21 protein-coding genes are annotated in these 22,024 nt (G+C 72.1%); 16 read left to right on the top strand and 5 right to left on the bottom strand.

The genetic code is table 11. The features are described from left to right. The first annotated feature begins 183 nt into the window (after positions 1–183). Positions 184–432 (top strand): hypothetical protein, encoded by a 249-nt coding sequence (locus tag ACIP6N_RS06855; protein WP_401813448.1) that lies wholly within the window; start codon positions 184–186, stop codon positions 430–432. Continuing rightward, on the top strand, positions 429–830 hold the full coding sequence (locus ACIP6N_RS06850) for a PIN domain-containing protein (protein ID WP_401813447.1): 402 nt from the start codon (positions 429–431) through the stop codon (positions 828–830). Before ACIP6N_RS06855 ends, ACIP6N_RS06850 begins: the two co-directional genes overlap by 4 nt. A 63-nt stretch (positions 831–893) precedes the next feature. Here the strand turns inward: ACIP6N_RS06850 and ACIP6N_RS06845 are convergent, their stop codons facing one another. Then, a complete protein-coding gene (locus tag ACIP6N_RS06845) occupies positions 894–1,826 on the bottom strand; it encodes an oxidoreductase (RefSeq protein ID WP_401813529.1) in 933 nt (310 codons plus the stop codon). Between the two features lie 279 nt (positions 1,827–2,105). Here ACIP6N_RS06845 and ACIP6N_RS06840 point away from each other — a divergent pair, with 279 nt between their 5' ends. Both ACIP6N_RS06840 and ACIP6N_RS06835 read left to right on the top strand, forming a co-directional pair. Continuing rightward, on the top strand, positions 2,106–2,888 hold the full coding sequence (locus ACIP6N_RS06840) for a sulfite exporter TauE/SafE family protein (RefSeq protein ID WP_401813446.1): 783 nt from the start codon (positions 2,106–2,108) through the stop codon (positions 2,886–2,888). A 313-nt stretch (positions 2,889–3,201) separates the two neighbouring features. Next, positions 3,202–4,446 (top strand): PP2C family protein-serine/threonine phosphatase, encoded by a 1,245-nt coding sequence (locus ACIP6N_RS06835; RefSeq protein WP_401813445.1) that lies wholly within the window; start codon positions 3,202–3,204, stop codon positions 4,444–4,446. 186 nt (positions 4,447–4,632) lie between these two features. Here the strand turns inward: ACIP6N_RS06835 and ACIP6N_RS06830 are convergent, their stop codons facing one another. Further along, on the bottom strand, positions 4,633–4,794 hold the full coding sequence (locus ACIP6N_RS06830) for a hypothetical protein (protein ID WP_401813443.1): 162 nt from the start codon (positions 4,792–4,794) through the stop codon (positions 4,633–4,635). A 260-nt stretch (positions 4,795–5,054) separates the two neighbouring features. Continuing rightward, positions 5,055–5,507, bottom strand: coding sequence for a redox-sensitive transcriptional activator SoxR (soxR, locus tag ACIP6N_RS06825; protein ID WP_401813442.1), 453 nt, complete (start codon positions 5,505–5,507; stop codon positions 5,055–5,057). 65 nt (positions 5,508–5,572) lie between these two features. Here soxR and ACIP6N_RS06820 point away from each other — a divergent pair, with 65 nt between their 5' ends. The 3 genes from ACIP6N_RS06820 (at position 5,573) to ACIP6N_RS06810 (ending at position 7,141) form a co-directional block, all read left to right on the top strand. Further along, a complete protein-coding gene (locus ACIP6N_RS06820) occupies positions 5,573–6,181 on the top strand; it encodes an NADPH-dependent FMN reductase (RefSeq protein WP_401813440.1) in 609 nt (202 codons plus the stop codon). A 112-nt stretch (positions 6,182–6,293) separates the two neighbouring features. Continuing rightward, complete coding sequence (gene cutA, locus ACIP6N_RS06815) at positions 6,294–6,635, top strand: divalent-cation tolerance protein CutA (RefSeq protein ID WP_401813438.1); 342 nt, start codon at positions 6,294–6,296, stop codon at positions 6,633–6,635. Then, positions 6,632–7,141 (top strand): gamma-glutamylcyclotransferase family protein, encoded by a 510-nt coding sequence (locus ACIP6N_RS06810; protein WP_401813436.1) that lies wholly within the window; start codon positions 6,632–6,634, stop codon positions 7,139–7,141. The genes cutA and ACIP6N_RS06810 overlap by 4 nt, the downstream gene beginning before the upstream one ends. Before the next feature lie 34 nt (positions 7,142–7,175). Here ACIP6N_RS06810 and ACIP6N_RS06805 read toward each other — a convergent pair whose 3' ends face one another. Continuing rightward, positions 7,176–7,904: a vancomycin high temperature exclusion protein gene (locus tag ACIP6N_RS06805; protein ID WP_401813434.1), complete on the bottom strand. Its 729-nt coding sequence runs from the start codon at positions 7,902–7,904 to the stop codon at positions 7,176–7,178. A 135-nt stretch (positions 7,905–8,039) separates the two neighbouring features. Here ACIP6N_RS06805 and ACIP6N_RS06800 point away from each other — a divergent pair, with 135 nt between their 5' ends. The 4 genes from ACIP6N_RS06800 to ACIP6N_RS06785 all read left to right on the top strand — a co-directional run bounded on the left by ACIP6N_RS06800 (position 8,040) and on the right by ACIP6N_RS06785 (position 13,595). Next, positions 8,040–9,365 carry a deoxyguanosinetriphosphate triphosphohydrolase gene (locus ACIP6N_RS06800; protein ID WP_401813433.1) on the top strand — a complete coding sequence of 442 codons (1,326 nt, stop codon included), beginning with the start codon at positions 8,040–8,042 and terminating at the stop codon, positions 9,363–9,365. Positions 9,366–9,640: 275 nt separating this feature from the next. Next, complete coding sequence (locus ACIP6N_RS06795) at positions 9,641–10,981, top strand: NAD(P)/FAD-dependent oxidoreductase (RefSeq protein WP_401813432.1); 1,341 nt, start codon at positions 9,641–9,643, stop codon at positions 10,979–10,981. A 67-nt stretch (positions 10,982–11,048) separates the two neighbouring features. Continuing rightward, entirely contained in the window at positions 11,049–12,971 is a 1,923-nt protein-coding gene (gene dnaG, locus ACIP6N_RS06790; protein WP_401813431.1) for a DNA primase, read from the top strand. 123 nt (positions 12,972–13,094) lie between these two features. Continuing rightward, entirely contained in the window at positions 13,095–13,595 is a 501-nt protein-coding gene (locus tag ACIP6N_RS06785; protein ID WP_401813430.1) for a hypothetical protein, read from the top strand. A gap of 136 nt (positions 13,596–13,731) precedes the next feature. On the opposite strand, the gene ACIP6N_RS06780 is transcribed toward ACIP6N_RS06785, so the two are convergent. Beyond that, a complete protein-coding gene (locus tag ACIP6N_RS06780; protein WP_401813429.1) occupies positions 13,732–13,941 on the bottom strand; it encodes an MbtH family protein in 210 nt (69 codons plus the stop codon). Positions 13,942–14,253: 312 nt separating this feature from the next. Here ACIP6N_RS06780 and ACIP6N_RS06775 point away from each other — a divergent pair, with 312 nt between their 5' ends. Genes ACIP6N_RS06775 through ACIP6N_RS06755 form a run of 5 tightly spaced genes read left to right on the top strand, consistent with a single transcriptional unit; the run spans position 14,254 to position 21,978 of the window. After that, positions 14,254–16,578 (top strand): lantibiotic dehydratase, encoded by a 2,325-nt coding sequence (locus ACIP6N_RS06775; RefSeq protein WP_401813427.1) that lies wholly within the window; start codon positions 14,254–14,256, stop codon positions 16,576–16,578. Then, entirely contained in the window at positions 16,578–18,212 is a 1,635-nt protein-coding gene (locus tag ACIP6N_RS06770) for an amino acid adenylation domain-containing protein (RefSeq protein ID WP_401813426.1), read from the top strand. Before ACIP6N_RS06775 ends, ACIP6N_RS06770 begins: the two co-directional genes overlap by 1 nt. Further along, complete coding sequence (locus ACIP6N_RS06765) at positions 18,209–19,318, top strand: threonine/serine dehydratase (protein WP_401813425.1); 1,110 nt, start codon at positions 18,209–18,211, stop codon at positions 19,316–19,318. The genes ACIP6N_RS06770 and ACIP6N_RS06765 overlap by 4 nt, the downstream gene beginning before the upstream one ends. 10 nt (positions 19,319–19,328) lie before the next feature. Continuing rightward, positions 19,329–19,586, top strand: a complete 258-nt coding sequence (locus tag ACIP6N_RS06760; protein ID WP_401813424.1) for an acyl carrier protein — start codon at positions 19,329–19,331, stop codon at positions 19,584–19,586. 10 nt (positions 19,587–19,596) lie between these two features. Continuing rightward, complete coding sequence (locus ACIP6N_RS06755) at positions 19,597–21,978, top strand: lantibiotic dehydratase (protein ID WP_401813423.1); 2,382 nt, start codon at positions 19,597–19,599, stop codon at positions 21,976–21,978. Positions 21,979–22,024: the final 46 nt, after the last annotated feature.

The raw sequence follows: 22,024 nt of genomic DNA, 5'->3' as shown, positions 1-22,024 counted from the left end.
CGATGCGCGCGCCCCGCCCCAGAACACCGGAGCCGCCCGCCGGCCAACCCCGACCCTCACCGGCGGGCGGTCGGCTCCGGGCACGAGAAGGGGCGAGCGACCCGTGCGGGGGCGCTCGCCCCTTCGGTATGAGGGCGAGGGAATCGCACCCCCCGGGCTCGCATACTCCGGTATGCTGGCCATATGACGTCCACGACTCGTATCACCGTCACGCTTCCCAGCGATCAGGTCGCGGAGCTTCGCAAGCTGACGGACAACGTTTCCGGCTACGTTGCGGAGGCGGTAGCCCGCCAGATAAGGCACCAGCTCCTGGGCGACGACCTGCGACGCCATGAAGAGGAGCACGGGAACTTCACCGACGAGGAACTGGCCGAAGCCCGAGAGAAGATCTTCGGCCCCCCGAGCATCGGCAGGCGCACGGATGCCGCGTGAACGAGCACTTCGAGAGCGTCGTCCTGGACTCACAAGGGCTTTCGGCCTGGATTTCGCAGGACCGCACATTCCTCGCGATGCTGAAGCTCTTCCATGACACCGGGGCTGATCTCGTCGTCGGAGCGAACACCATCGTGGAGGTGAGTCACGCGCGTACAGACCTTCCTCGCCTGAACTGGGTGCTGTCACGAGTCAAGGTGGAGCCGGTCACCGAGCAGGCCGCCAAGGCAGCTGCCGAACTCCTCAAGCGTTCGGGACTGCACGGGCACAAGTACGCTATCGACGCCACCGTTGCCGAAGTGGCGCTGCGGCTGCCGAGGCCGACCGCGCTGCTGACGTCAGACACCGATGACATGGGCAGACTCTGCGGTGGCCATGTCCGGGTCATCGCCCTCTGACGCAGATCCCCGGCGCCCTTGTCCGGCACGACACGGGAAGAGGCGCCGGGGTCCGCCAGGCTCTCAGGCGGCGCGGGGCAGGCCCTCGTACCGGACGCCGGTGAGCTGTTCCGAGGCGTCCCAGAGACGTTCGCTCGCGGTGTCGTTCAGCGTCCAGGGGGCACGCCAGGAGCGGGCCGGGGCGCCTCGCCAGCTCTGGAGGCGGGGGCCGGTGAAGGAGTCGGCCTGTACGCCGGGTTCTGTCGCCGCGTAGAGCGTCGGCAGGGCGCCGGACTCGGCGGGCTGGGCGATGATCCGGTTGGCGGCCCGGGCCATCCGTTCCGCGATCTTGCGGCCCTCCATTTTGGCGCCCGCCGTCTGCAGGTTGGTGGACGCGTAACCGGGGTGCGCGGCGGCCACCACGACATCGGAGCCGACCGCGGCGAACCGCCGTGTCAGCTCGTGCACGAAGAGCAGGTTCGCCGTCTTGGAGCGGCCGTACGCGATCCAACGACGGTATTGGTGCTCGCTGTTGAGGTCGTTGATGTCGATGTTGGCCAGCGCATGCATGCCGCTCGACACACTCACCACCCGGGCACCGGGCGTCTCCAGCAGCCGGGGCAGCAGGAGGCCGGTGAGGGCGAAGTGCCCGAGGTGGTTCACGCCGAACTGGGTCTCGAAGCCGTCGGCCGTGGTGCCGTACGGCAGCGCCATGACGCCCGCGTTGTTGATGAGCAGATCCAGCCGTTCGTACGGGAACCTGGTGGCGAACTCCCGTACGGAGGACAGGTCCGCCAGGTCCAGCGGCATGAACTCCACCTCGGCGCTGGGTACTTCGGCGGTGATCCGGGCTTCGGCCTGCCTGCCGCGCTCCTCGCTGCGACAGGCGAGGATCACCCGCGCGCCACGATGGGCCAGCTCGCGCGCGGTAACCAGCCCGATCCCGCTGTTGGCCCCGGTGACCACGGCGGTGCGTCCGCTCTGGTCGGGGATGTCGTGCGCGGTCCAGCCGGTCATGGGCATGCGGTACTCCTCGTACGGTTCGGTGTACGGCTCGGCGGAACCGTTACCCGTCGGCTACCCGCACGGCCTCAGCGTACGACCGGTCACGCCTCTCTCCTCGGCGTGTGAAATCACACCGCCCCGACGTGTCGGCGCTGGTCGGTGTGTACGGGGACGAGCGGGGCCGACCGGTTCACCCGCAAGGATGTATGGGCGGCGTGCCGACACTCTGTGCAGACGGGCCCCGGGACGCGGCCATGGGGGCTGTGCACCGGCATGTATAGGGTCGCGAGCATGCCCGACATATCGCTGACCACCCTCCTTCTGCTCTGCCTGGCCGCCGCCGCGGCCGGCTGGATCGACGCGGTGGTGGGTGGTGGCGGACTGCTGCTTCTGCCCGCGATGCTGCTCGGCCTGCCGCAGGTCGCCGCCGCGAACATCCTCGGCACCAACAAGGCCGTGGCGATCGTCGGCACCTCGGGCGCGGCGGTGACGTATCTCCGCAAGGCGCCGGTCGACGTGAAGACGGCCGTGCGGATCGGGCTGATGGCGCTCGCGGGCTCGATGACCGGTGCCTTCTTCGCCGCCGGGATCAGCAGCGAGGTTCTGCGGCCCGTGATCATGGTCGTGCTGCTCGCGGTGGCGGCCTTCGTCATGCTCCGGCCGGCCTTCGGCAAGGCGCAGGCGGGCGGCGCCCCCGTCACCCGAGGCCGCATGGTCACCGCGATCGTGCTGGTCGGCGGCGGCATCGGCTTCTACGACGGGCTCTTCGGCCCCGGCACGGGCACCTTCCTGGTGCTGGCGCTCACCGCCGTACTCCACCTCGACCTGGTGACGGCCTCCGCCACCGCGAAGATCGTGAACGTCTGCACGAATGCCGGGGCGCTCGCGATGTTCGCGTACCAGGGCACGGTGATGTGGCGACTGGCCGCGCTGATGGCGGTGTTCAACCTGGCGGGCGGGATGTTCGGCGCGCGGATGGCGCTCAGGAAGGGCAGCGAGTTCGTGCGTGCGGTGCTGCTGGTGGTGGTGTTCTCGCTGGTCGCGAAGCTCGCGTTCGACCAGTGGACGGCGTAGCCGCTTCGACCGCCAGGGCTCCCGCGGATCAGCAGGGCTCCCGCGATCAGCAGGTCTCCCGCGATCAGCGGGTCTCTCACGACCACCCGGATCCTCGACGTCGGCGGACCGCCCCTCGGGCATGCGTTCGCCGAGAGACGCGTCCCGGTGCGGGAAACCGGTGGAGAGCGACACCAGTGTCATGCTGCGGACAGATGCGCGAGCACGATGCGGCGGTCTCCCGAAGCCGGTCACCGGGCCGTCCGGTGTACGTCTCCCCGAGCGACCGTCCGGTGAACCGGGCGACGACAGCCCGTGGAGCGAGAGGACCGGTATGACCGCTGGTGATCGGAAGCGGGACAGGAACGTCATGCCGGACCGTTCCGAAGGGTTCGGCGAGCGGCTGCTCGGCGTGCTGCTGGACCGGGCCCACGAGATGCCACCGCAGCTCATCGCTCCGCTGGTCGCCGAAGAGGTGGCCCGGATCGGCGGCCGGGACATCTCCATCCTTCTCCAGGACTACGAGCAGCTGCTGCTGGTTCCCCTGCCGGGGCGGCGGCTGACCATCGCCGATCCGGAGCCGGTCGAGGACTCCCCGGCAGGTGATTCCTTCCTGCACCGGAAAACGGTGGAGGTCGAGCAGAACGGCACGGTACGGATGTACCTGCCGCTGCTGGACGGCAGCGACCAGATCGGGGTGATGGTGGTCACCCTCGACCGGGTCGATGACGACGACCGGCGGCTGCTGCGCAGACTCGCCGCCCTGGTCGCCGACATGATCGTCACGAAGGACTCGTACACCGACCAGTTCTTCCAGGCCCGCCGGCGCGCCCCGATGAGTGTGGCTGCCGAGATCCAGTGGTCGCTGCTGCCGCCGCTGTCGATGACCGTCCCGCAGGTCGAGGTCGCGGGGATCCTGGAACCCGCCTATCACGTCGCGGGCGACAGCTTCGACTACGCGCTGAACGACGACGTCCTGCACGCGGCGATGATCGACGCGATGGGCCACGGCCTGGACGCCGCCACCATGGCCACCGTCGCCATCGGCGCCTACCGCCACAGCAGACGTGCCAACACCGACCTGTCACAGATGTACGCGTTCATGGACCGCGCCATCGAGAAGCAGTTCGGACTCGACCACTTCGTCACCGCGCAGATGCTGTCCCTCAACATCACCACCGGCCACCTGAAGTGGGTCAACGCGGGCCATCCCGCGCCTGTGCTGATCCGCGACCGTGCCGTCCTGGGCCGGCTGGAAAGCCCGACGACGCTGCCGCTGGGCTTCGGCGGAGAGCAGCCGCAGGTCAGTGAACAGATGCTGATGCAAGGCGATCAGGTGCTGTGTTTCACCGACGGACTGGTCGAAGAACGCCGTTCGGGCGGGGAGCGGTTCGGCGAGAAACACTTCATCGACGCCATCAATCGCACGGTGCGGGCCAAGGAAGGAGTGCGGGCGATCGCCCGATCGCTCTCCCACACCCTGAAGGGCGAAAGAGGTGGGATCACCACCGATGACTCGTCCCTCTTCCTGATCGAATGGCGCGGCGGCGCGGCAGACCACCTCGCCACGCTGCGCTGAGGCCGAACACCGCGCTGAGGCCGTACGCCGTGTTGAGGCCGACAGCCACGCTGAGGCCGACAGCCGTGCGCCTCGTTGCCGTGTCTCCGAGGTCCCGGAGGGTGGGGGTTCCCCGCCCCCGGCAGCGATAAGCGTGACGGGGGCGGGGACACGGGGCGGGTACGGGGGCGGTGGAGACCGGCCCCGTCAGCTGTCCTGCGCGCCGCTCGCCCGGCGTCGCAGGGGCCTGAGCCCGCCGACGGCGGCAGCGGCCCGTGTGGCCGCCCCCGCCGCGATCTGGGAGGAGCCGGATGCGGCTCCGTCGGCGGTGACCGGCCCGGAACCGGTCAGGGATTCAGCAGTGCGCATGGATTCCTCCGGGCTGCGGCGCGATTCGTCCTCTTCTCAGAGGTAAGGCGCACCCCGGCGTACGTGCCTGCTGATGGGTGATCAGATCCGTCGCTCCTGTACGGCGTGTCACGCTTGCCAGGAAGTGTCACCGCAGGTCACGGGCTTTTACAGCGGGTCGCCGTGACCGTTTCCCGCGCGCGTGCCGAACGGGTGACGGCGGCGGGAGGCCGCAGTGCGTGCGCCCCCGGAAGCTTCGGTCTTCGGGGTTCGGTCTTCGGTCATTCGATCAGGCGGCGGGGCCCCGGGCCGCGCCTGGCCAGCTCATCGCCGGGGTTGGACAGAACGCAGCGGTCCAGCGAGAGGCAGCCGCAGCCGATGCAGTCCGAGAGGTTGTCCCGCAGCCGTCGCAACGTGCGGATGCGCTCTTCGAGGTCGTCGCGCCAGCACTCGGAGATGCGCGCCCAGTCCTCCTTCGTCGGCGTACGGTCCTCCGGCAGCAGCCCCAGCACGTCGCGGATGGTCGCCAGCGGGATGCCCAGCCGCTGCGAGGTCCGGATGAAGGCGACGCGGCGCAGTGTGTCCCTGCTGTAGCGGCGCTGATTGCCGGCCGTGCGGCGGCTCCGGATCAGCCCCTCGCGTTCGTAGAAGCGCAGCGCGGACGTGGACACGCCGCTGCGCTCCGCCAGTTCACCGATGGTGGCTTCCTTGGCATCCCAGGCGAGTTGAGTCATACCCGGGAAGGTAGCGCGCGGGGGCGGCTTGACTTGAACCAAGGTTTAAGTAACACGCTCTCTCCATGGACCTCACCACGCGGGAATCCGCCGTATCCGCGCCTCTGAAGCTGGCCGTCATCCTCGGAAGCAACCGTGCGGGCCGTTTCGGGCCCGTCGTCTCCGACTGGTTCCTCTCCCGCGTCGCCGAGCGCGCCGACTTCACCGCCGAGCTGATCGATCTGGCCGGCGTCGCCCTGCCGACCTCCCTGTCCTTCGACCCCGATCCCGTCGTTCAGGCCGAACTGGCCAAAGTCACGCCGATGTTGGCGGGCGCCGACGCCTTCGTCGTACTGACTCCCGAGTACAACCACTCCTTTCCTGCCTCCATCAAGGCCCTGATCGACTGGCACTTCGGCGAGTGGCACGCCAAGCCGGTCGGCTTCGTCTCGTACGGCGGGATCTCGGGCGGACTGCGTGCGGTCGAGCAACTGCGCCAGGTCTTCGCCGAGTTGCACGCGGTCACCGTGCGCGACACCGTCTCGTTCCACAACGCGGGCGCGCTCTTCGACGACCAGGGCGCGCACAAGGACCCGACGTCGTCCGACGCGGCCGCGACGGCCATGCTCGACCGGCTCGGCTGGTGGGGGCGCGCACTGCGGGAGGCCAAGGCCGTTCGCCCGTACGCCGTTTGAGTCCGCACGCCGCCGGCGGGGCACGGGAGTTACGGTGCTGTACGAACGTGTCCCGCCCGACCGTCGCAGGACCCGCCCGACCGTCGCAGGACCCCGAAGGAGAGGCCGGCCCGTGCCGACTGCCGAGTACCTGACCGTGCTGACCACGACCGACAGCGCCGACAGGGCCGACGAACTGGCCCGGGGCGTGATCGAGGCACGCCTCGCCGCCTGCGCCCAGATCTCCGCGCCGGTCACCTCGGTGTACCGCTGGCAGAACGCCGTGGAGACCAGCGAGGAATGGCAGGTTCTCTTCAAGACGACCGTTACCGCTTATGCGGCGCTGGAGGCCCATCTGCTGGCCGCGCACACCTACGACACGCCGGAGATCATCGCCACCCCGGTGGTACGGGGGAGCGCGGGGTATCTGGCGTGGATCGTGGAGGAGACCACGTCGGAGACCCCCGCGCCGTGAGTAGCGCGCGTGCCGTGAGCGGGGACGAGACCGGCCGGGCGGAGTCTCTTCCCTTCTTCGTGTACGGGACGCTCCGGCCGGGCGAGCACAACCACGACCGGTTCCTGCGCGGCCGTACGGCCCGTGAGGAACCGGCCCGGCTGGACGGCGCGCTCCTCTACGACGGTCCCGGCTACCCGTACGCGGTCGAGGCCGTCGGCGCGGGCGACCCGCGAGGCGCCGTCGTCGGTGAACTGGTGACTCCCACGCCCGGTCATTACGGCGAACTCCTGCGCTTACTGGACGAGTTGGAAGGGTTCACCGCCCTGCCCGGTGACTCTTCCAACCTGTACGAACGGGCTGCCCGCGACGTCCGGCCGCTGGACGGCACCGGCAGCGGCACGAGCACCGGCGCCCCGGTCAGAGCGTGGGTGTACTTCGCCGCTCCCCGCGTGGCGCGCGATCTCCGGGCGCGCGGGCGGCTGATCCCCGGCGGGGACTGGACCGCCCGCACCGGCCCGCACTGAAGCGCACCACGTCACCACGCCACCACGCACCAGGTCACTCGCGTTCGCTCGCGATCAGCGCGTCCGCCACCCCCGGTTCCGTACGGCCGAGGAACTGGGGATCCGGTCGCAGCGCCGCGTCCAGTGCTGCCTTGCCCGCCGCGAACACCTCCCGCGCCCCGCCGTAGTACCAGGTCACATCGTGGGGCTCATCGACCCCGACGCCGTACGAGTCGATCCCCGCCGACCGGCAGAGCGCGAGGGCCCGCCGTACGTGGAAGCCCTGCGTGACCAGCACCGCGTGCTCCACGCCGAAGATCCTGCGCGCCCGCACGCACGAGTCCCAGGTGTCGAACCCCGCGTAATCGCTGACGATGAGCCCGTCGGGCACGCCGTGTTCGGTGAGGTACGCGCGCATCGCGTCGGGCTCGTCATAGTCCTTCCGGCTGTTGTCGCCGGTGACCAGGACGACCCTCACCTTGCCGGTCCGGTACAGCTCCGCCGCCGCGTCGAGCCGGTGCGCCAGATACGGCGTCGGCCGGCCCGCGCGCAGGCCCGCGCCGAAGACGACCGCGACGTCCCGGGCCGGTACGTCCGCGACGGTACGGACGCGGTCCCCGGCGACCACGTACATCCAGGTCGCGGGCGCGAGTGCGACCACGCACGCCAGCACGACGGCCCGCACCGCGCGCCGCTGCCCGCGCCGGGTCCGGGGCCGGTGGGCCCACGGCGGTCGCGTCCACGGAAGCCCCGGCTGTGGCCGCCGTATTTTCGGTAGTGGCATGGCTCTCCCGCCGGCTTTCCGGTGTCTTCCCTTGTCGCGGTGAACGACGTCCTGCGATGCCGAACGGTTCACGCCTCAGGCGTCATCGCGGTACCGGGTCGCCAGGTACCTCCCGGTTCCGGTTACCTTCTGTGTATGGCAGCAGGCATCACCCCGTCCCACCTCCCGCAGGAACCGGCGCGGGCCCAGGCGCCCGGCGCGTACGACGAGGCGGCCACCGAGCGGTGGGCCACCGAGCCGTACAAACGTCCCGGCCGTACCGCGTTCCAGCGCGACCGTGCCCGGATCCTGCACTCCTCCGCGCTGCGCAGGCTCGCGGGCAAGACCCAGGTGGTGACCCCCGGCTCGCACAGCCGCGAGTGGGACGCCAGCCCGCGGACCAGGCTGACGCACTCCCTGGAGTGCGCGCAGGTCGGGCGCGAGCTGGGCGCGGCCCTCGGCTGTGATCCCGATCTCGTCGAGGCCGCGTGCCTCTCGCACGACATGGGGCATCCTCCGTTCGGCCACAACGGCGAGCAGGCGCTCAACGCCTTCGCGAAGGACTGCGGCGGCTTCGAGGGCAACGCGCAGTCGCTCCGGCTGCTGACCCGTATCGAGCCCAAGCGGTTCGTACGCTCCGAGGAGACGGGCGAGTACGTCAGCGTCGGCCTCAACCTCACCCGCGCCGCTCTCGACGCCGCCACCAAATACCCCTGGTCGCGCGGCGCACACCCCACCCGGCCGGATTCGGTGAAGTTCGGCGTGTACGAGGACGACCTGCCGGTCTTCTCCTGGGCCAGGCTGGACGCGCCGGCCGGGCGCACCTGCTTCGAGGCCCAGGTCATGGACTGGTCCGACGACGTCGCCTATTCGGTGCACGACTTCGAGGACGGCCTGCACGCCGGCCATGTCGCACCCGGCGCGCTCTCCTCGGAGACCGAGCGGCGCGGAATCTGGGCGGTGGCGACAGGCCGGTACGTGCCCGAGGACACCGATCCGCAGGAGCTGGCCGCCGCGCTCGACCGCCTCATGGAGCAGGAATGGTGGCCGCACGGCTACGACGGCTCCGCCGTGGCGCAGGCCCGCCTCAAGGACGCCACCAGCCAGCTCATCGGCCGGTTCTGCCTGGCGGCGGAGACCGCCACCCGGGAGGCGTACGGCACGGGCCCGCTGACCCGGTACGCGGCCGAGCTGGTCGTTCCGCGCGCCGCCCGGTACGAGTGCGCGGTCCTCAAGGCCGTCGCGGACCTTTACGTCATGCAGCGCGCCGAACAGGAGGTGCTGCGCGCCGACCAGCGCATCGTGCTGGCCGAGCTGGCCGAGGCGCTGACGGCCCGCGCCCCCCTGGGGCTGGACCCGCAGTTCCGCGCGCTGTTCGACGTCGCTTCTGACGACCGCGCGCGCAAACGCGTCATCGTCGACCAGATCGCTTCCCTGACGGACGCGGCGGCCCGCGCGCTGCACAGCGCCCTGACGCGCTGATCTCGCACGGGCGGCAGCTCCTCCAGCGACCGGCTCCATCCCGACCCACCCACCGCCTGGCGAATTGGTCCAGACCGCGGGCGGCCGCTTGGCGACCCCTGAAGCGGCCCCTTGTCCCACGGATCCCACCTGCCCCCACCGCACTTTGTGAAGGCAGCGTTACGAAAGCGGCCAGATCACGGCTCCGGGACACGCTCATGCGCCTTTCCCTCTTTCGCCATCACGCTCCGTGCGGGACGCTCGCAGGTGGCGGCTGAGCGAAGAGGAGACAACCAGTGGTCGACGCACATCGGACATTTGTCATCGTCGGGGGTGGACTGGCCGGGGCCAAGGCCGCGGAAACACTCCGGGCGGAAGGTTTCACGGGCCGGGTGATCCTCATCGGTGACGAGCGCGACCATCCGTATGAACGTCCCCCGCTGTCCAAGGGCTATCTGACCGGCAAGGAGGAGCGCGACAGCGTCTACGTCCATGAGCCGGCCTGGTACGCCCAGGCCCAGGTCGAGCTGCACCTCGGCCAGACCGTCACCTCGATCGACCGCGCGGGCAAGTACGTGTATCTGGGTGACGGCACCTCCCTGCGGTACGACAAGCTACTGCTGGCCACCGGCGCGGAGCCGCGCCGCCTCGACATCCCGGGGACGGACCTGGCAGGCGTCCACCACCTGCGCAGGCTTGCCCACGCCGAGCGGCTGCGCCGTGTGCTGACGTCCCTCGGCCGGGACAACGGCCATCTGGTCATCGCGGGAGCGGGCTGGATCGGCCTGGAGGTCGCGGCGGCCGCGCGCGGGTACGGCGCCGAGGTGACCGTGGTCGAGGCCGAGGAGACCCCGCTGCACGGCGTCATCGGCCCCGAGCTGGGCCAGCTCTTCACCGACCTGCACAGCGAACACGGCGTACGGTTCCACTTCGGTGCCCGGCTCACCGAGATCGCGGGACAGGACGGTGTCGTCCTCGCGGCCCGTACGGACGACGGCGAGGAGCATCCGGCGCACGACGTGCTCGCCGCGATCGGCGCGGCCCCGCGCGTCTCGCTCGCCGAGGCGGCGGGTCTCGAACTGGCTCCCCGCGCGTTCGGCGGCGGCATCGTCGTGGACGGCGGCCTGCGTACCTCCGACCCGGACGTCTTCGCGGCCGGAGACGTGGCGTCCCTGCCGCTCACGGGCTGGGGCACCGCCCGGCAGGACCCCCGGTCCGACTCCGCACGGTCCAGCGAGCAGCCCGACGAGCAGCCCGCCGCGCACCCCCGCGAGCGGCTGCGCGTCGAGCACTGGGCCAACGCACTCAACGGTGGTCCCGCCGCCGCCCGCGCGATGCTCGGCCAGGACCTCACGTACGACCGCGTCCCGTACTTCTTCTCCGACCAGTACGACCTGGGCCTGGAGTACTCCGGCTGGGCGCCGCCCGGTTCCTACGACCAGGTGGTCGTACGCGGCGACACCGGAAAGAGGGAGTTCGTCGCTTTCTGGCTGAAGGACCGCCGGGTGCTGGCCGGGATGAACGTGAACGTGTGGGACGTCACGGAAGACATCCAGCGCCTCATCCGTTCCGGTGCCCAGCTGGATCTGGACGCCCTCGCCGACCCGTCCGTACCGCTCTCCACCCTCGCCACCTGAGGCCCGCGGGACTCCGGAGACCCGGCACCGGGCTGGAGTGCCGGTCCGTCCCCGTAGAATTCACGGCGTGGCGGGCAGGATCAACGATGACGACGTGAAGGCGGTTCGGGACGCGGTCCCGATCGATGCCGTTGTGTCCGAGTACCTCCAGCTGCGCAGCGCCGGCGGCGGCAATCTGAAGGGGCTCTGCCCCTTCCACGACGAGAAGTCCCCCTCCTTCCAGGTCAGTCCCAGCAAGGGTCTCTTCCACTGCTTCGGCTGCCAGGAGGGCGGGGACACCATCGCCTTCGTGATGAAGATCGACCATCTCTCGTTCTCCGAGACGGTCGAGCGCCTCGCCGCCCAGTCGGGCATCACGCTGCGGTACGAAGAGGGCGGTTACAACCCGGCCGGTCAGCGCGGCGAGCGCACCCGGCTGGTCGAGGCCCACAAGCTCGCCGCCCAGTTCTACGCGGAGCAGCTGTCCGGCGCCGAGGCGGAGATCGGCCGGAAGTTCCTCGCCGAGCGCGGGTTCGACCAGCAGGCCGCCGAGCATTTCGGCATCGGCTACAGCCCGGCCGGCTGGGACCACCTCACCGGCTTTCTGCGCGGCAAGGGCTTCTCCGACCGGGAGCTGATCGTCTCCGGGCTCTCCCAGGACGGCAGGCGCGGTCCGATCGACCGTTTCCGCGGCCGGCTGATGTGGCCGATCCGCGACATCTCGGGTGAGGTCGTCGGCTTCGGCGCGCGCAAACTGCGCGAGGACGACAACGGGCCGAAGTACCTGAACACCCCCGAGACCCCGATCTACAAGAAGTCCCAGGTGCTGTACGGCGTCGACCTGGCCAAGAAGGACATCGCGAAGTCCAGCAGAGCCGTGGTGGTCGAGGGCTACACGGACGTCATGGCCTGCCATCTGGCCGGCGTCACCACCGCCATCGCCACCTGCGGCACGGCCTTCGGCGGCGATCACATCAAGATCCTGCGGCGGCTGCTGATGGACAACGGCAGCGCGCGGGTGATCTTCACCTTCGACGGTGACGCGGCGGGCCAGAAGGCCGCGCTGCGCGCCTTCGAGGACGATCAGAAATTCGCGGCCGAGACGTACATCGCCATCGCCCCCGACAACATGGACCCGTGCGACCTGCGGCTGGCCAAGGGCGACGACGCCGTGCAGGACCTGGTCCAACCGCGCACACCCCTCTTCGAGTTCGCGATCCGGCAGATCGTCTCCCACTACGACCTGGAGACCCCGGCGGGCCGCGCGGCCGCACTGGACGAGGCCGCGCCGATCGTCGCCCGGATCAAGAACGGCGCCTCGCAGCACGAGGTCGCCGTGCAGCTCGCAGGCATCCTCGGCATCCTGGACACGCAGTTCGTCGTCAAACGGGTCTCCCAGGTGGCGCGTTGGGCACGTGACCGGGGTGGCCGCGGCCCCGCGGGGCAGGGACAGGCCGCGCCCGCGCGCGACGCGTCGGGCGCGTACGAGAGCCTCGCCCCGCAGGGCGGCCGTCCGGCCGGTCCCGCGCTCCACCTCCGCAGCCCCGCCCACCGCACCGAGCGCGAACTGCTCAAACTGGCCCTCCAGCGGCCGGAGTTGGTCTCCCCGGCCTTCGACGCCTACGGAGCCGACGAGTTCACCGCCCCGCCGTACGCCACGGTCCGCCAGTGCATCGAGGACGCGGGCGGCGCGGAACAGGGCGTGAGCGACGGCCGCGGGTATCTGACCCTGGTCCTGGAGTCCGTGCCCAACGACACCGTGCGCAACCTCGTCACCGAACTGGCCGTGGAAGTCTTCCGGGGCAAGGCCATCGACGAGGTGTACGCGGGCCAGCAGCTCGTCCAGGTCCGGCTGCGGGCCGTCGAGCGCCGCATCCTCGACGTGACCGGCACGCTGACCCGGCTCAGCGGACAGGCCGACGCCGAGCAGTTCGCCGCCGTGCAGAACGAGTTGTGGGTGCTCCAGCAGTACAGCCAGTCCCTGCGCAACCACGGCGCGGCCGCGCTGTAGGGCGTGTCCGGCACATCCCGGAAAAACTCCCCGGGGACACCGTTTCCTGACCGTACGCGGTGCCTTCCGGCGGCGGGACCGGACAGCCGGCCGCTCCACCCGCACGGCCCAGAAGGAATTGATATGCGCCACCGCCCTTTTCCCGCTTCCCGGTTCAGGAAATCGATCGCCATCGCGGCGATATCCCTGACCGTGCCGATGGGCTGCTCCACGTCCGGGTCCCCGGAGGACGGTCGTCCGGCCGGCGGCGCGGTCACCCCGCGCGGCACGTCCAGTGCCGCCACCCCGTCGGGCGAGCCCGCCGCCGTGCCGACAACCGTGCCGGTCCCGCCGAGGGAATCGGCGGGGCAGAAGGATCTGCTCGTCGTCAAGGACCGGACGGGATCGGCGACCGCGGGGCGGGCGGCGGTTCACCGTGGCACCGTCCGGATCGATGTGAACTGCGTCCAGTCCGGTCAGGACGACCTCGCGATCTCGTTCGAGCCGCTGGGGGAGATGACGGTCCCGTGCGACGCGGCGACCCCGGTGAGGAACGAGATGCGCTTCGACGGTGACCATGAGCTGACCGTGACCGTCACCGCCGCGTCCGACGCGCTGTGGAGCATGCGGGTCTACGCGGAGTAGGACGGGCCCGGCCCCGCGAGCGGCTCGGTCCCGGCGGGCGGTGAGGGCCCGGCTCGTGCCGGTCCGGGTGACGCACCGGCGGCCGGTGCGCGCGGCGGCGGGGGCCGGGTCCTGCCGGTCCCCGCCGGCCCGCCGTTCAGACGCTCGTCGCTGCCATGTGCTGCCGTACGCTCAGCGGCCGCATGTCCGTCCACACCCGGCCGATGTGCTCCAGGCATTCCTCCCGGGTTCCGCTCGTTCCCTCGGCGTACCACCCCTCGGGCAGCTCGCGGTCGGCCCGCCAGATGGAGTACTGCTCCTCGTCGTTGCGTACGACCCGGTGGACGCTCTCGTCACTGTCGCTCATCGCCTCGCTCCTTCCGTACTCGATCGGTCGACGGGGCACCAGGCTGCCCCGGCCGGCGGGCCGGTCCCAGGGCCAAACGCGCAGCAGTAGCGGCGTACACCGCTGCCGCTCCTTCTCTGGCGGCCCCACCGCACGCCACGGCAGGCTCCTGGTCGTCAAGGTGACACCGGAGTCCGGCAGCGAACTCCGGCCCGGCCGCCGATCCGGCCGGCCCGGCGAGCGGCCGTGCGCTGGGCGCCCGTTCACTCCGGCATCCCGGCCGGCCGCCGTGCGGACCGTGCCCCGCTGTCCCTCCCTGGAAGGAGTTCCGCCATGTCGGACAACTCGGAGAACGTGCACCTGCCCACCGGGGGGTGGCGGTTGTGGGAGCACTTCGCCCTGCGCGGCCCCGGTTTCCCGGCCGAGGGTGTGCTGCGCATGGCCCCGCCGGGGCTGGCCCCGGCCGCGGACAAGTTCGGGCCGGACGACGTCCTCGCGGGCCAGGACTGGGACGCCTTCGCCGAGGCGTTCGACGCCGGTGCCGTACGTACCGCCGAACTGCTCCAGGAGATCGCCGCCTCGCCGCGTTTCCGCGCCGCGGTCGCCTGGCAGAACCCGACCGTGCTGCGCACCGGCATCGCGCCGTTCCTGAACTGGACGCCCAGCGCGGCCGGGCGCACCAGCATGCCCCGCCAGCGCGAGGAGTTGGTGGCGCACTACTGGCAGCGCTTCTGCGTCAAGAACGACACCATCGGGTTCTTCGGTCCCGTCGGCTGGGGCCGCTGGGACCTGTCGACGCGCGGGATCGCCGTCGATCCGGGCAGTGGCTTCCTTGCCGACTCCCGTGTCTACTTCGCCAGTTGGGCCATCGACGCGCTGGCCAAGTCCCTCGACGCCGATCCCGCGCTGCGGACCTGGATACCGCCGCGCCGGGTGTCGTTCGTCCGGATCGAGGACAGCACCGTCCGGATGCCGGGCCGCCCGGCGCAGGACATCGGCAAGGCCGCACGCGCCGTCCTGGAACTGTGCGACGGAACAAGGACGGTGGCGGTCATCGCCGAGGCCGCCGGGATCCCGGTGGCGGAGGCGACCGAGACCGTCCAGTCGCTCGTGGCCAGGCGGTGGGTGCAGTGGCGGCTGGAGGTGCCGTCGAGCACCTACCCGGAACGCGCGCTGCGGGACATCCTCGAACGCGTCGGCGACCAGGAGGTACGGGAGACCGCGCTGGAGAAGCTGGCCGTGCTGGAGCGGGGCCGCGACGCGGTGCGGGCCGCCGGTATGGACGCCGACGCGCTGACCGTCGCGCTGAGCGCGCTGGAGGCCGACTTCGCCGCGCTCACCGCCACCGAGGCGCAGCGCGCCAAGGGCGAGCGCACCGCGCCCTGCCGGGGGCTGGTCTACTCCGACGCCCGGCGCGCGGCGACCGCCACGGTCGGCAGCGCCGTCCTCGACGAACTCACGCCGCTCGCGATGTGCCTGACGGCCGCGCGCTGGATGACCAACCGGTTCGCCGAGACCGTCCGTCTGCGCCTCCGCGAGGTGTACGACCGGCTCCGCGCGGCCGGGGAACCGGTCGACCTGGGATCGATGTGGCTGGCGTCCCTCCCCTCCCCGTACCCGGAGGCGTCCGCCGACATCGCGGCCATCCAGGCCGAACTGCGCGCGAAGTGGGCCCGTGTCCTCGCGGTTCCCGAAGCGGCGCGCGAGGTGCGGCTGTCCTCGGCCGACATCGCCGACCGGGTGCGGGAGGAGTTCGAGGAGCTCGGCGCGGGCTGGTCGCTGGCCCGCTACTTCAGCCCGGACCTGCTCGTGCTGGCCGAGGACCGGGCGGCGGTGAGCCGCGGCGACTTCGAGCTGGTGCTCGGTGAGATGCACTGCGCGCTCAACACGACGGGCGCCTCGCTCTTCGTCCACCAGCATCCCGACCGCGACGCCCTGGTGGCCGAGACCACACGCGACTTCCCGGAGCCCCGGCTGCTCCCGATGCTGCCCAAGGAACTGCCGCTGAAGTGGTCGGCGCGCAGCCGGCCGTCGCTGGACCGGCCCGAGGACCACTACGTCGCCCTGGTCGACCAGACCGGTGACCCGCACCGGCCGCGCACCGCGCTGAGCGGCGACGTCACGGTCGAGGACCGGGCCGGCCAGCTGGTCGCGGTGCTGCCCGGCGGCGCGGAGTTCGACCTGCTCGACGTCTACGCCAACACCCTCACCCAGCGTGTGATGGACCGCTTCACCCTGCGCCCCGAGGGCGATCACACGCCCCGGATCACCATCGACAAGGTGGTCGTGGCCCGCGAGACGTGGTCGCTGGCGGTCTCCGAACTCGACTTCATCGATGAGAAATCCGAAGCCAAGCGGTACGTACGGGCGCGGAACTGGCGCCGCCGGCGCGACCTGCCCCGCTTCGTGTTCGTGGTCTCGCCGACCGAACCGAGGCCGTTCTACCTCGACTTCGACAGCCCGGTGTACGTGACCATCTTCGCCAAGGCGGCGCGCCGTCTGGCCCGTAAGGACCCCGGCGCCCGGCTGACGGTCAGCGAGATGCTGCCCAGTCCGGAACAGGCGTGGCTGACCGACGACGAGGGCCGTTCGTACACCTCCGAACTGCGCTTCGTCGCCGTCGACCGGAGTGTCACCGACACCGCCGGGGAGGCGTGATGCGTACCTTCGTCGACGACATCGCCGCCCATGCCGCCCGGGAGCCCGGCCGGATCGCGGTCACCGCCCCGGACGGCGACCTCACCTACGCGGAGCTGTCCGCACGGGTCGACACCCTGGCGGCCGAGCTGTGCGCCCGGGGCGCCCGGGCGGAGACCGTGTGCGCGGTGGCGGTCGAACGGGGCGCGGACGCGGTGGTCGCGATGGCCGCCGTGGTGCGCTCCGGCGCCGCGTTCCTGGTGCTCGACGTCGAGCAGCCGCCGCTGCGGCTGGCCGCGCTGGTACGCAGCGGCCGGGCGGACCTGCTGCTCACCGCCTCGGACCTCGCGGCCCGCCTGGAGCTGCCCGTTCCCGGCCGCCCGGTGCTCCTCGACAGGGCGGAGGCCGGCGCGGACGCCGTCGCACCGCCGGAGCCGCCGGGCCGGCGGACGCTCGCGTACGTCAGCCACACGTCGGGGACGACCGGCGAACCCGGCGCCGTGCTGGTCGAGCACGGGGGACTGGACTCGTACCTGCGCTTCGTCGCCCGCGACTACTGCCTGGGACCGGACACGGTGGCGCTCCAGGTCGCGCCACTGGGCTACGACGCGTCCGTCCGGGACACCTTCGCGCCGCTGCTGGCGGGGGGCCGCCTGGTCGTGGTGCCCCGTTCCGCGCTGCTGCGGCCGGCCGAGTTCGGCGCCACCGTGCGCACCCACGGAGTGACCGCGCTGCTGAGCGTGACACCGTCCTTCCTGTCCTTCCTGGCCGGGCAGCCGGACGCGTCCGAGCTGCTGGCCGGGGTCCAAGTGGTGGTATCCAGCGGCGAATCACTCCGGCCGTTCCTGACCGCCGGCGGCCGGACGGTCGTCCACGGCGAGCTGATCAACCAGTACGGTCCGACCGAGTGCACGATGACCTCCACCCGCTACGCCGTTCCCCGCGACCCGGACACCGCCGCCGACCTGATCGGCACTCCGATCGACGGAGTCGTCGTACGGCTGCTCGACTCCGGCCTGGCGCCGGTGCCGGACGGGACCGTCGGCGAGATCTGCATCGGCGGGGCGGGCGTGGCGCGCGGTTACCAGGGGCTGCCCGCCCGCACGGCCGAACGCTTCGTGCCCGATCCGCTCGGACCGCCGGGCGCACGGCTCTACCGCACCGGCGACCTCGCCCGCACGGGCCCCGGCGGTCTCCGCTACCTCGGCAGAAGCGACCGGCAGGTCAAGATCCGGGGCTACCGCGTCGACCCCGCCGAGGTCGAGGGCGCGCTGCTGGCGAGGCCCGGGGTCACCGGAGCGGTCGTCACCTCGGACACCGACGACCGGGGACGGGTGTTCCTGGTCGCGCATGTCGCGGGCGACCTGGCGGACACGCCCGACGCCGCGCTCCGTGCTCACCTGGCGGCCACCCTGCCCCCGCATCTGATGCCGCGCCGGTTCGTCCGGATCGCCGAGATGCCCACCACCCGGGGCGGCAAGGCCGACCGGCGGGCGCTGACCCACGCCGGAGACGGCCCGGGAGCGGCGCCGGTTCCGTCCGCGCCGGCCGTGTCCGCGACGGTGGCGTCCGCGCCGGTCGGCTCTGCGTCGGTCGCGTCTGCGCCGGTCGGCTCCGCGGCCGCGCCGGCGGCGCCTTCCGGAGCCCGCCGGTGAACGCCGGCCGTACGGAGGTGATGCCGGACACGCCGTCCTGGACGGACCCCGCCGCACCGGGCCCCGCCGCTCTCAGCCCCGCCGCACCGGGCCCCGCTGCTCCCAGCCCAGCCGTACCGGGCCACGCGGCACCGGGCCCGGCCGTTCCCCGCCCCGGCGGGCGCGCGCAGGCAGGTGCCGGCGGTCCCGGCCCCGAGGACGTGCGCGCCGCCGCCCGGCGCATCGCCGGGCACATACGGCGCACACCGCTGTTGCCGGTCCTGCCCGGGGTGCTGATCAAGGCCGAACACCGCCAGCACGGCGGGTCGTTCAAACTGCGCGGGGCCGTCAACGCCGTCCTGGCGCTGGGAGCCCGCCGTGTCGTCACCGGCTCCTCGGGCAACCACGGGATCGCGCTGGCCCGGCTGGCCGCCGGACTCGGTGTCCGGGTGACCGTCGTGCTGGCGGCCGGGGCCAATCCGGCCAAGGTCGCCCTGATCGAGGCCCTCGGCGGGCACACCGTCGGCGTGGCGGGCGGCGTCGCCGAGCGCGAGGTCCGGGCCCGGGCCCTGGCCGAGGAGTCCGGCGCGGTCCTCATCCCCTCCTCCGACCACGAACTCGTCGTCGCCGGTCAGGGCACGGTCGGCCGGGAGATCCTCGCCGACGCGCCCGGCACCCGCACCGTCTACGTCCCCACCGGCGGAGGCGGTCTGCTGGCCGGCGTGTGCCTGGCCGCCGGGGGCCATCCGGTACGGGTGGTGGGCGTCGAACCCGCGACCACGCCCCGCTATGCCCGCTCCCTCGCCGCCGGCCGTCCCGTACGGCTGCCGCCCAGCGACACCGTCGCGGACGGGCTGCGCGGCCAGCAGCCGGGAACCGTGCCCTACCCGATCATCCGCGACCGGGTCGACGACCTGATCGCGGTGTCCGACACCGAGATCCTCGCCGCCGCCGCCCTGCTGGGGCGCCGGGGGATCGAGGCCGAGCCCAGCGGAGCCGTCGCGCTGGCCGGGGCACTGCGCGCGGGCCGTAGCCACGACCGCGCCGTCGCCATCGTCTCCGGCGGCAACACCGCCGCGGCGCTGACCGCCGCGACCGCCCGTACACACCTGCCCGTACACACCTGAAGGAGATGCCATGACCATCGCCGAGAACGCCACCGCCGCCGACACCACCGCACTGCTGGTCGCCGTCTACCAGGAGAGCCTGGGAACACCCGGCCTCGACGAGCACAGCGACTTCTACGAGGCGGGCGGCGACTCGCTCACCGCGTTCCAGATCACCGCCCGGCTGCACGAGGCCCTGGGCGTGGAGATACCGGTCGCGCTGGTCTTCGCCTACCCGTCACCGGCGGACCTCGCGGCCGTCGTCGAGTCCGACTTCGGCCGGGTCTGAGGAGGAACCCATGACCGATACCCTGACGATCGGGACTTCCACGACCATGACCGCAACGACCGTGTCCGCCACGGCCGTTACCTCCTCGACGGAGCACGCCACCACCGGCACCCCGGTGACCGACATCTCGGTCCCGGGCGGACGCTGGCGGCTCTGGGAGCAGTTCGCCCTGCGCGGGCCGGGCTTTCCGGCCGACGGCGTGCTGCGGCTCGCCCCGCGTGGGCTGGCCGAGGCCGCCGACACGTTCGGACCCGAGGACCCCCTCGACGGCCGGAAGTGGGCTGATTTCTCCGGACTGTTCGCGCAGACGGCGGTCCAGACCGCCGACAGGCTCCAGGAGATCGCCCGGACCCCCGCCTTCCGGGAGGCCGTGGCCTGGCAGAACCGGCCGGTGCTCAACTCGGGCATCGCGCCGTTCCTGAACTGGACGCCCAGCGCGGCCGGGCGCACCAGCATGCCCCGCCAGCGCGAGGAGTTGGTGGCGCACTACTGGCAGCGCTTCTGCGTCAAGAACGACACCATCGGTTTCTTCGGTCCCGTCGGCTGGGGCCGCTGGGACCACGGCGTCGACGCACTGGCCGTCGACCCGGGCACCGGCCTGATCGCCGGCTCGGAGGTGTACTACGCGAGCTGGGCGATCGACGCGCTCGCCGACATGGTCGCCGCCGACCCGGCGCTGCGGGACTGGACGGCGCCCCGCCGTGTGCCGTTCGTGCGCCTGACCGGCGACCGGGTGACGGTGCCCGGACGCCCGCCGCAGCCGGTCACCGCCGAGGAGGCGGCGGTGCTGTCCCGGTGCGACGGCGTGCGCCCGGCGCGCGAGATCAGCGCCGCGCTGCCGGGGGTGGACGTGCCGGCCGTGCTGGCCGCCCTGGTCACCCGCAGATGGGTGGTGTGGCGGCTGGAGGTGCCGGCCGGTGCCCGCCCGGAGCGGTCCCTGCGGGACTGGCTCCAGCGGGTCGCGGAGCCCGGCCCGCGGCAGCGCGGCCTCGACGCCCTGCACACCCTGGAACGGGGCCGCGCGGCGGTGGCGGCCGCAAAGGGGGCCGACGGGCTGGTGGCCGCGCTGACCGGCCTGGAACAGGATTTCGTCGCACTGACCGAGACCGCGGCCGTACGGGAGAAGGCGGCCGGCACCGCGCCGTGCCGCGCCCTCGTGTACTCCGACTGCCGGCGTGCGGCAGGGGCCCGTCTCGGCCCGGCGGTGCTGGACGCACTCGCCCCGCTGGACCCGCTGCTCACCAGCGCCCGCTGGCTCACCGCACGGCTCGCCGAGGCGGTGATGACCAGGGCGCGGGAGGTGTACGCGGGACTGGCGGAGCAGGGGCCGGTCGACCTGGCGTCGTTCTGGTTCGCCTGCATGCCGATCCTGCACGGCGACGCGCGGACGGAGGCCGCCGCACTCCAGCGGGAGTTCCAGCGGCGGTGGCAGGAGATCCTGGCGGCGCCGCCGGACGCGCGCCGGGTACGGCTCACCCTGGACGGCATCGCGGGACCGGCCGCCGACCGGTTCGGCGGTGCGCGGGCCGGCTGGACGGCGGCCCGCTACCAGAGCCCGGACATCATGATCGCCGCCACCGGTGAGGAGGCCGTACGGCGCGGTGACTTCGAACTGGTCCTCGGCGAGCTGCACTTGGCGGCCAACACCCTGGGCTCCTCGCTCTTCGTCCACCAGCATCCGGCTTCCGGGGAACTGGTCCGGCTCACCGACCGCGACCACCCCGGCCCCCGGCTGATGCCGCTGCTGCCCAAGGAGCACCGCTCCCGGCTGTCGGCCCGTACCCGGCACTCCCTGGTCCGCCCGGAGGACTACCACGTCGCCCTGGTCGACTTCACCGCCGACCCCCGGCGCCCGCGCACCGTGCTGAGCGCGGACGTGGCCGTGACCGAGCGGGACGGCGAGCTGACCGTCGTCCTGCCCGACGGCGCCGTCTTCCCCGCCGTGGACGTGTTCTCGCACGTGCTGACCACGCTCGCGATGGACCTGTTCCAGATCCTGCCCGAGACCGGCCACGCGCCCCGGGTGACCGTCGACCGGCTCGTGGTGGCCCGGGAGACCTGGCGGATTCCGGCGGCGGACCTCGGCTTCGCGGCGGAGAAGGACGAGGGCCGCCGGTTCGTACGGGCGCGGCGGTGGCGCGAGGAACACGGCATGCCGCGCTTCGTGTTCGTGGTCTCGCCCACCGAATCGCGGCCGTTCTACGTGGACTTCGACAGTCCGGTGTACGTCGGCATCTTCGCCAAGGCGATGCGCAGGCTGGCCCGCAGGGAGCCGGCGGGGCGGGTCACCGTCACCGAGATGCTGCCCAGTCCCGAACAGACCTGGCTGACCGACGACCAGGGCAGCTCCTACACCTCCGAACTGCGCTTCGTGGCGGTGGATCAGGAGTAGTGCCCCTCCCGGCACCAGGGCGTGTCGCGAAAGTAATGCCGCCCGC

This window comes from Streptomyces sp. NPDC088725, assembly GCF_044751305.1.
Taxonomy (GTDB): domain Bacteria; phylum Actinomycetota; class Actinomycetes; order Streptomycetales; family Streptomycetaceae; genus Streptomyces.
Note: the sequence above shows the minus strand (reverse complement) of the source record. Positions and strands in the feature narration are given on the sequence as shown.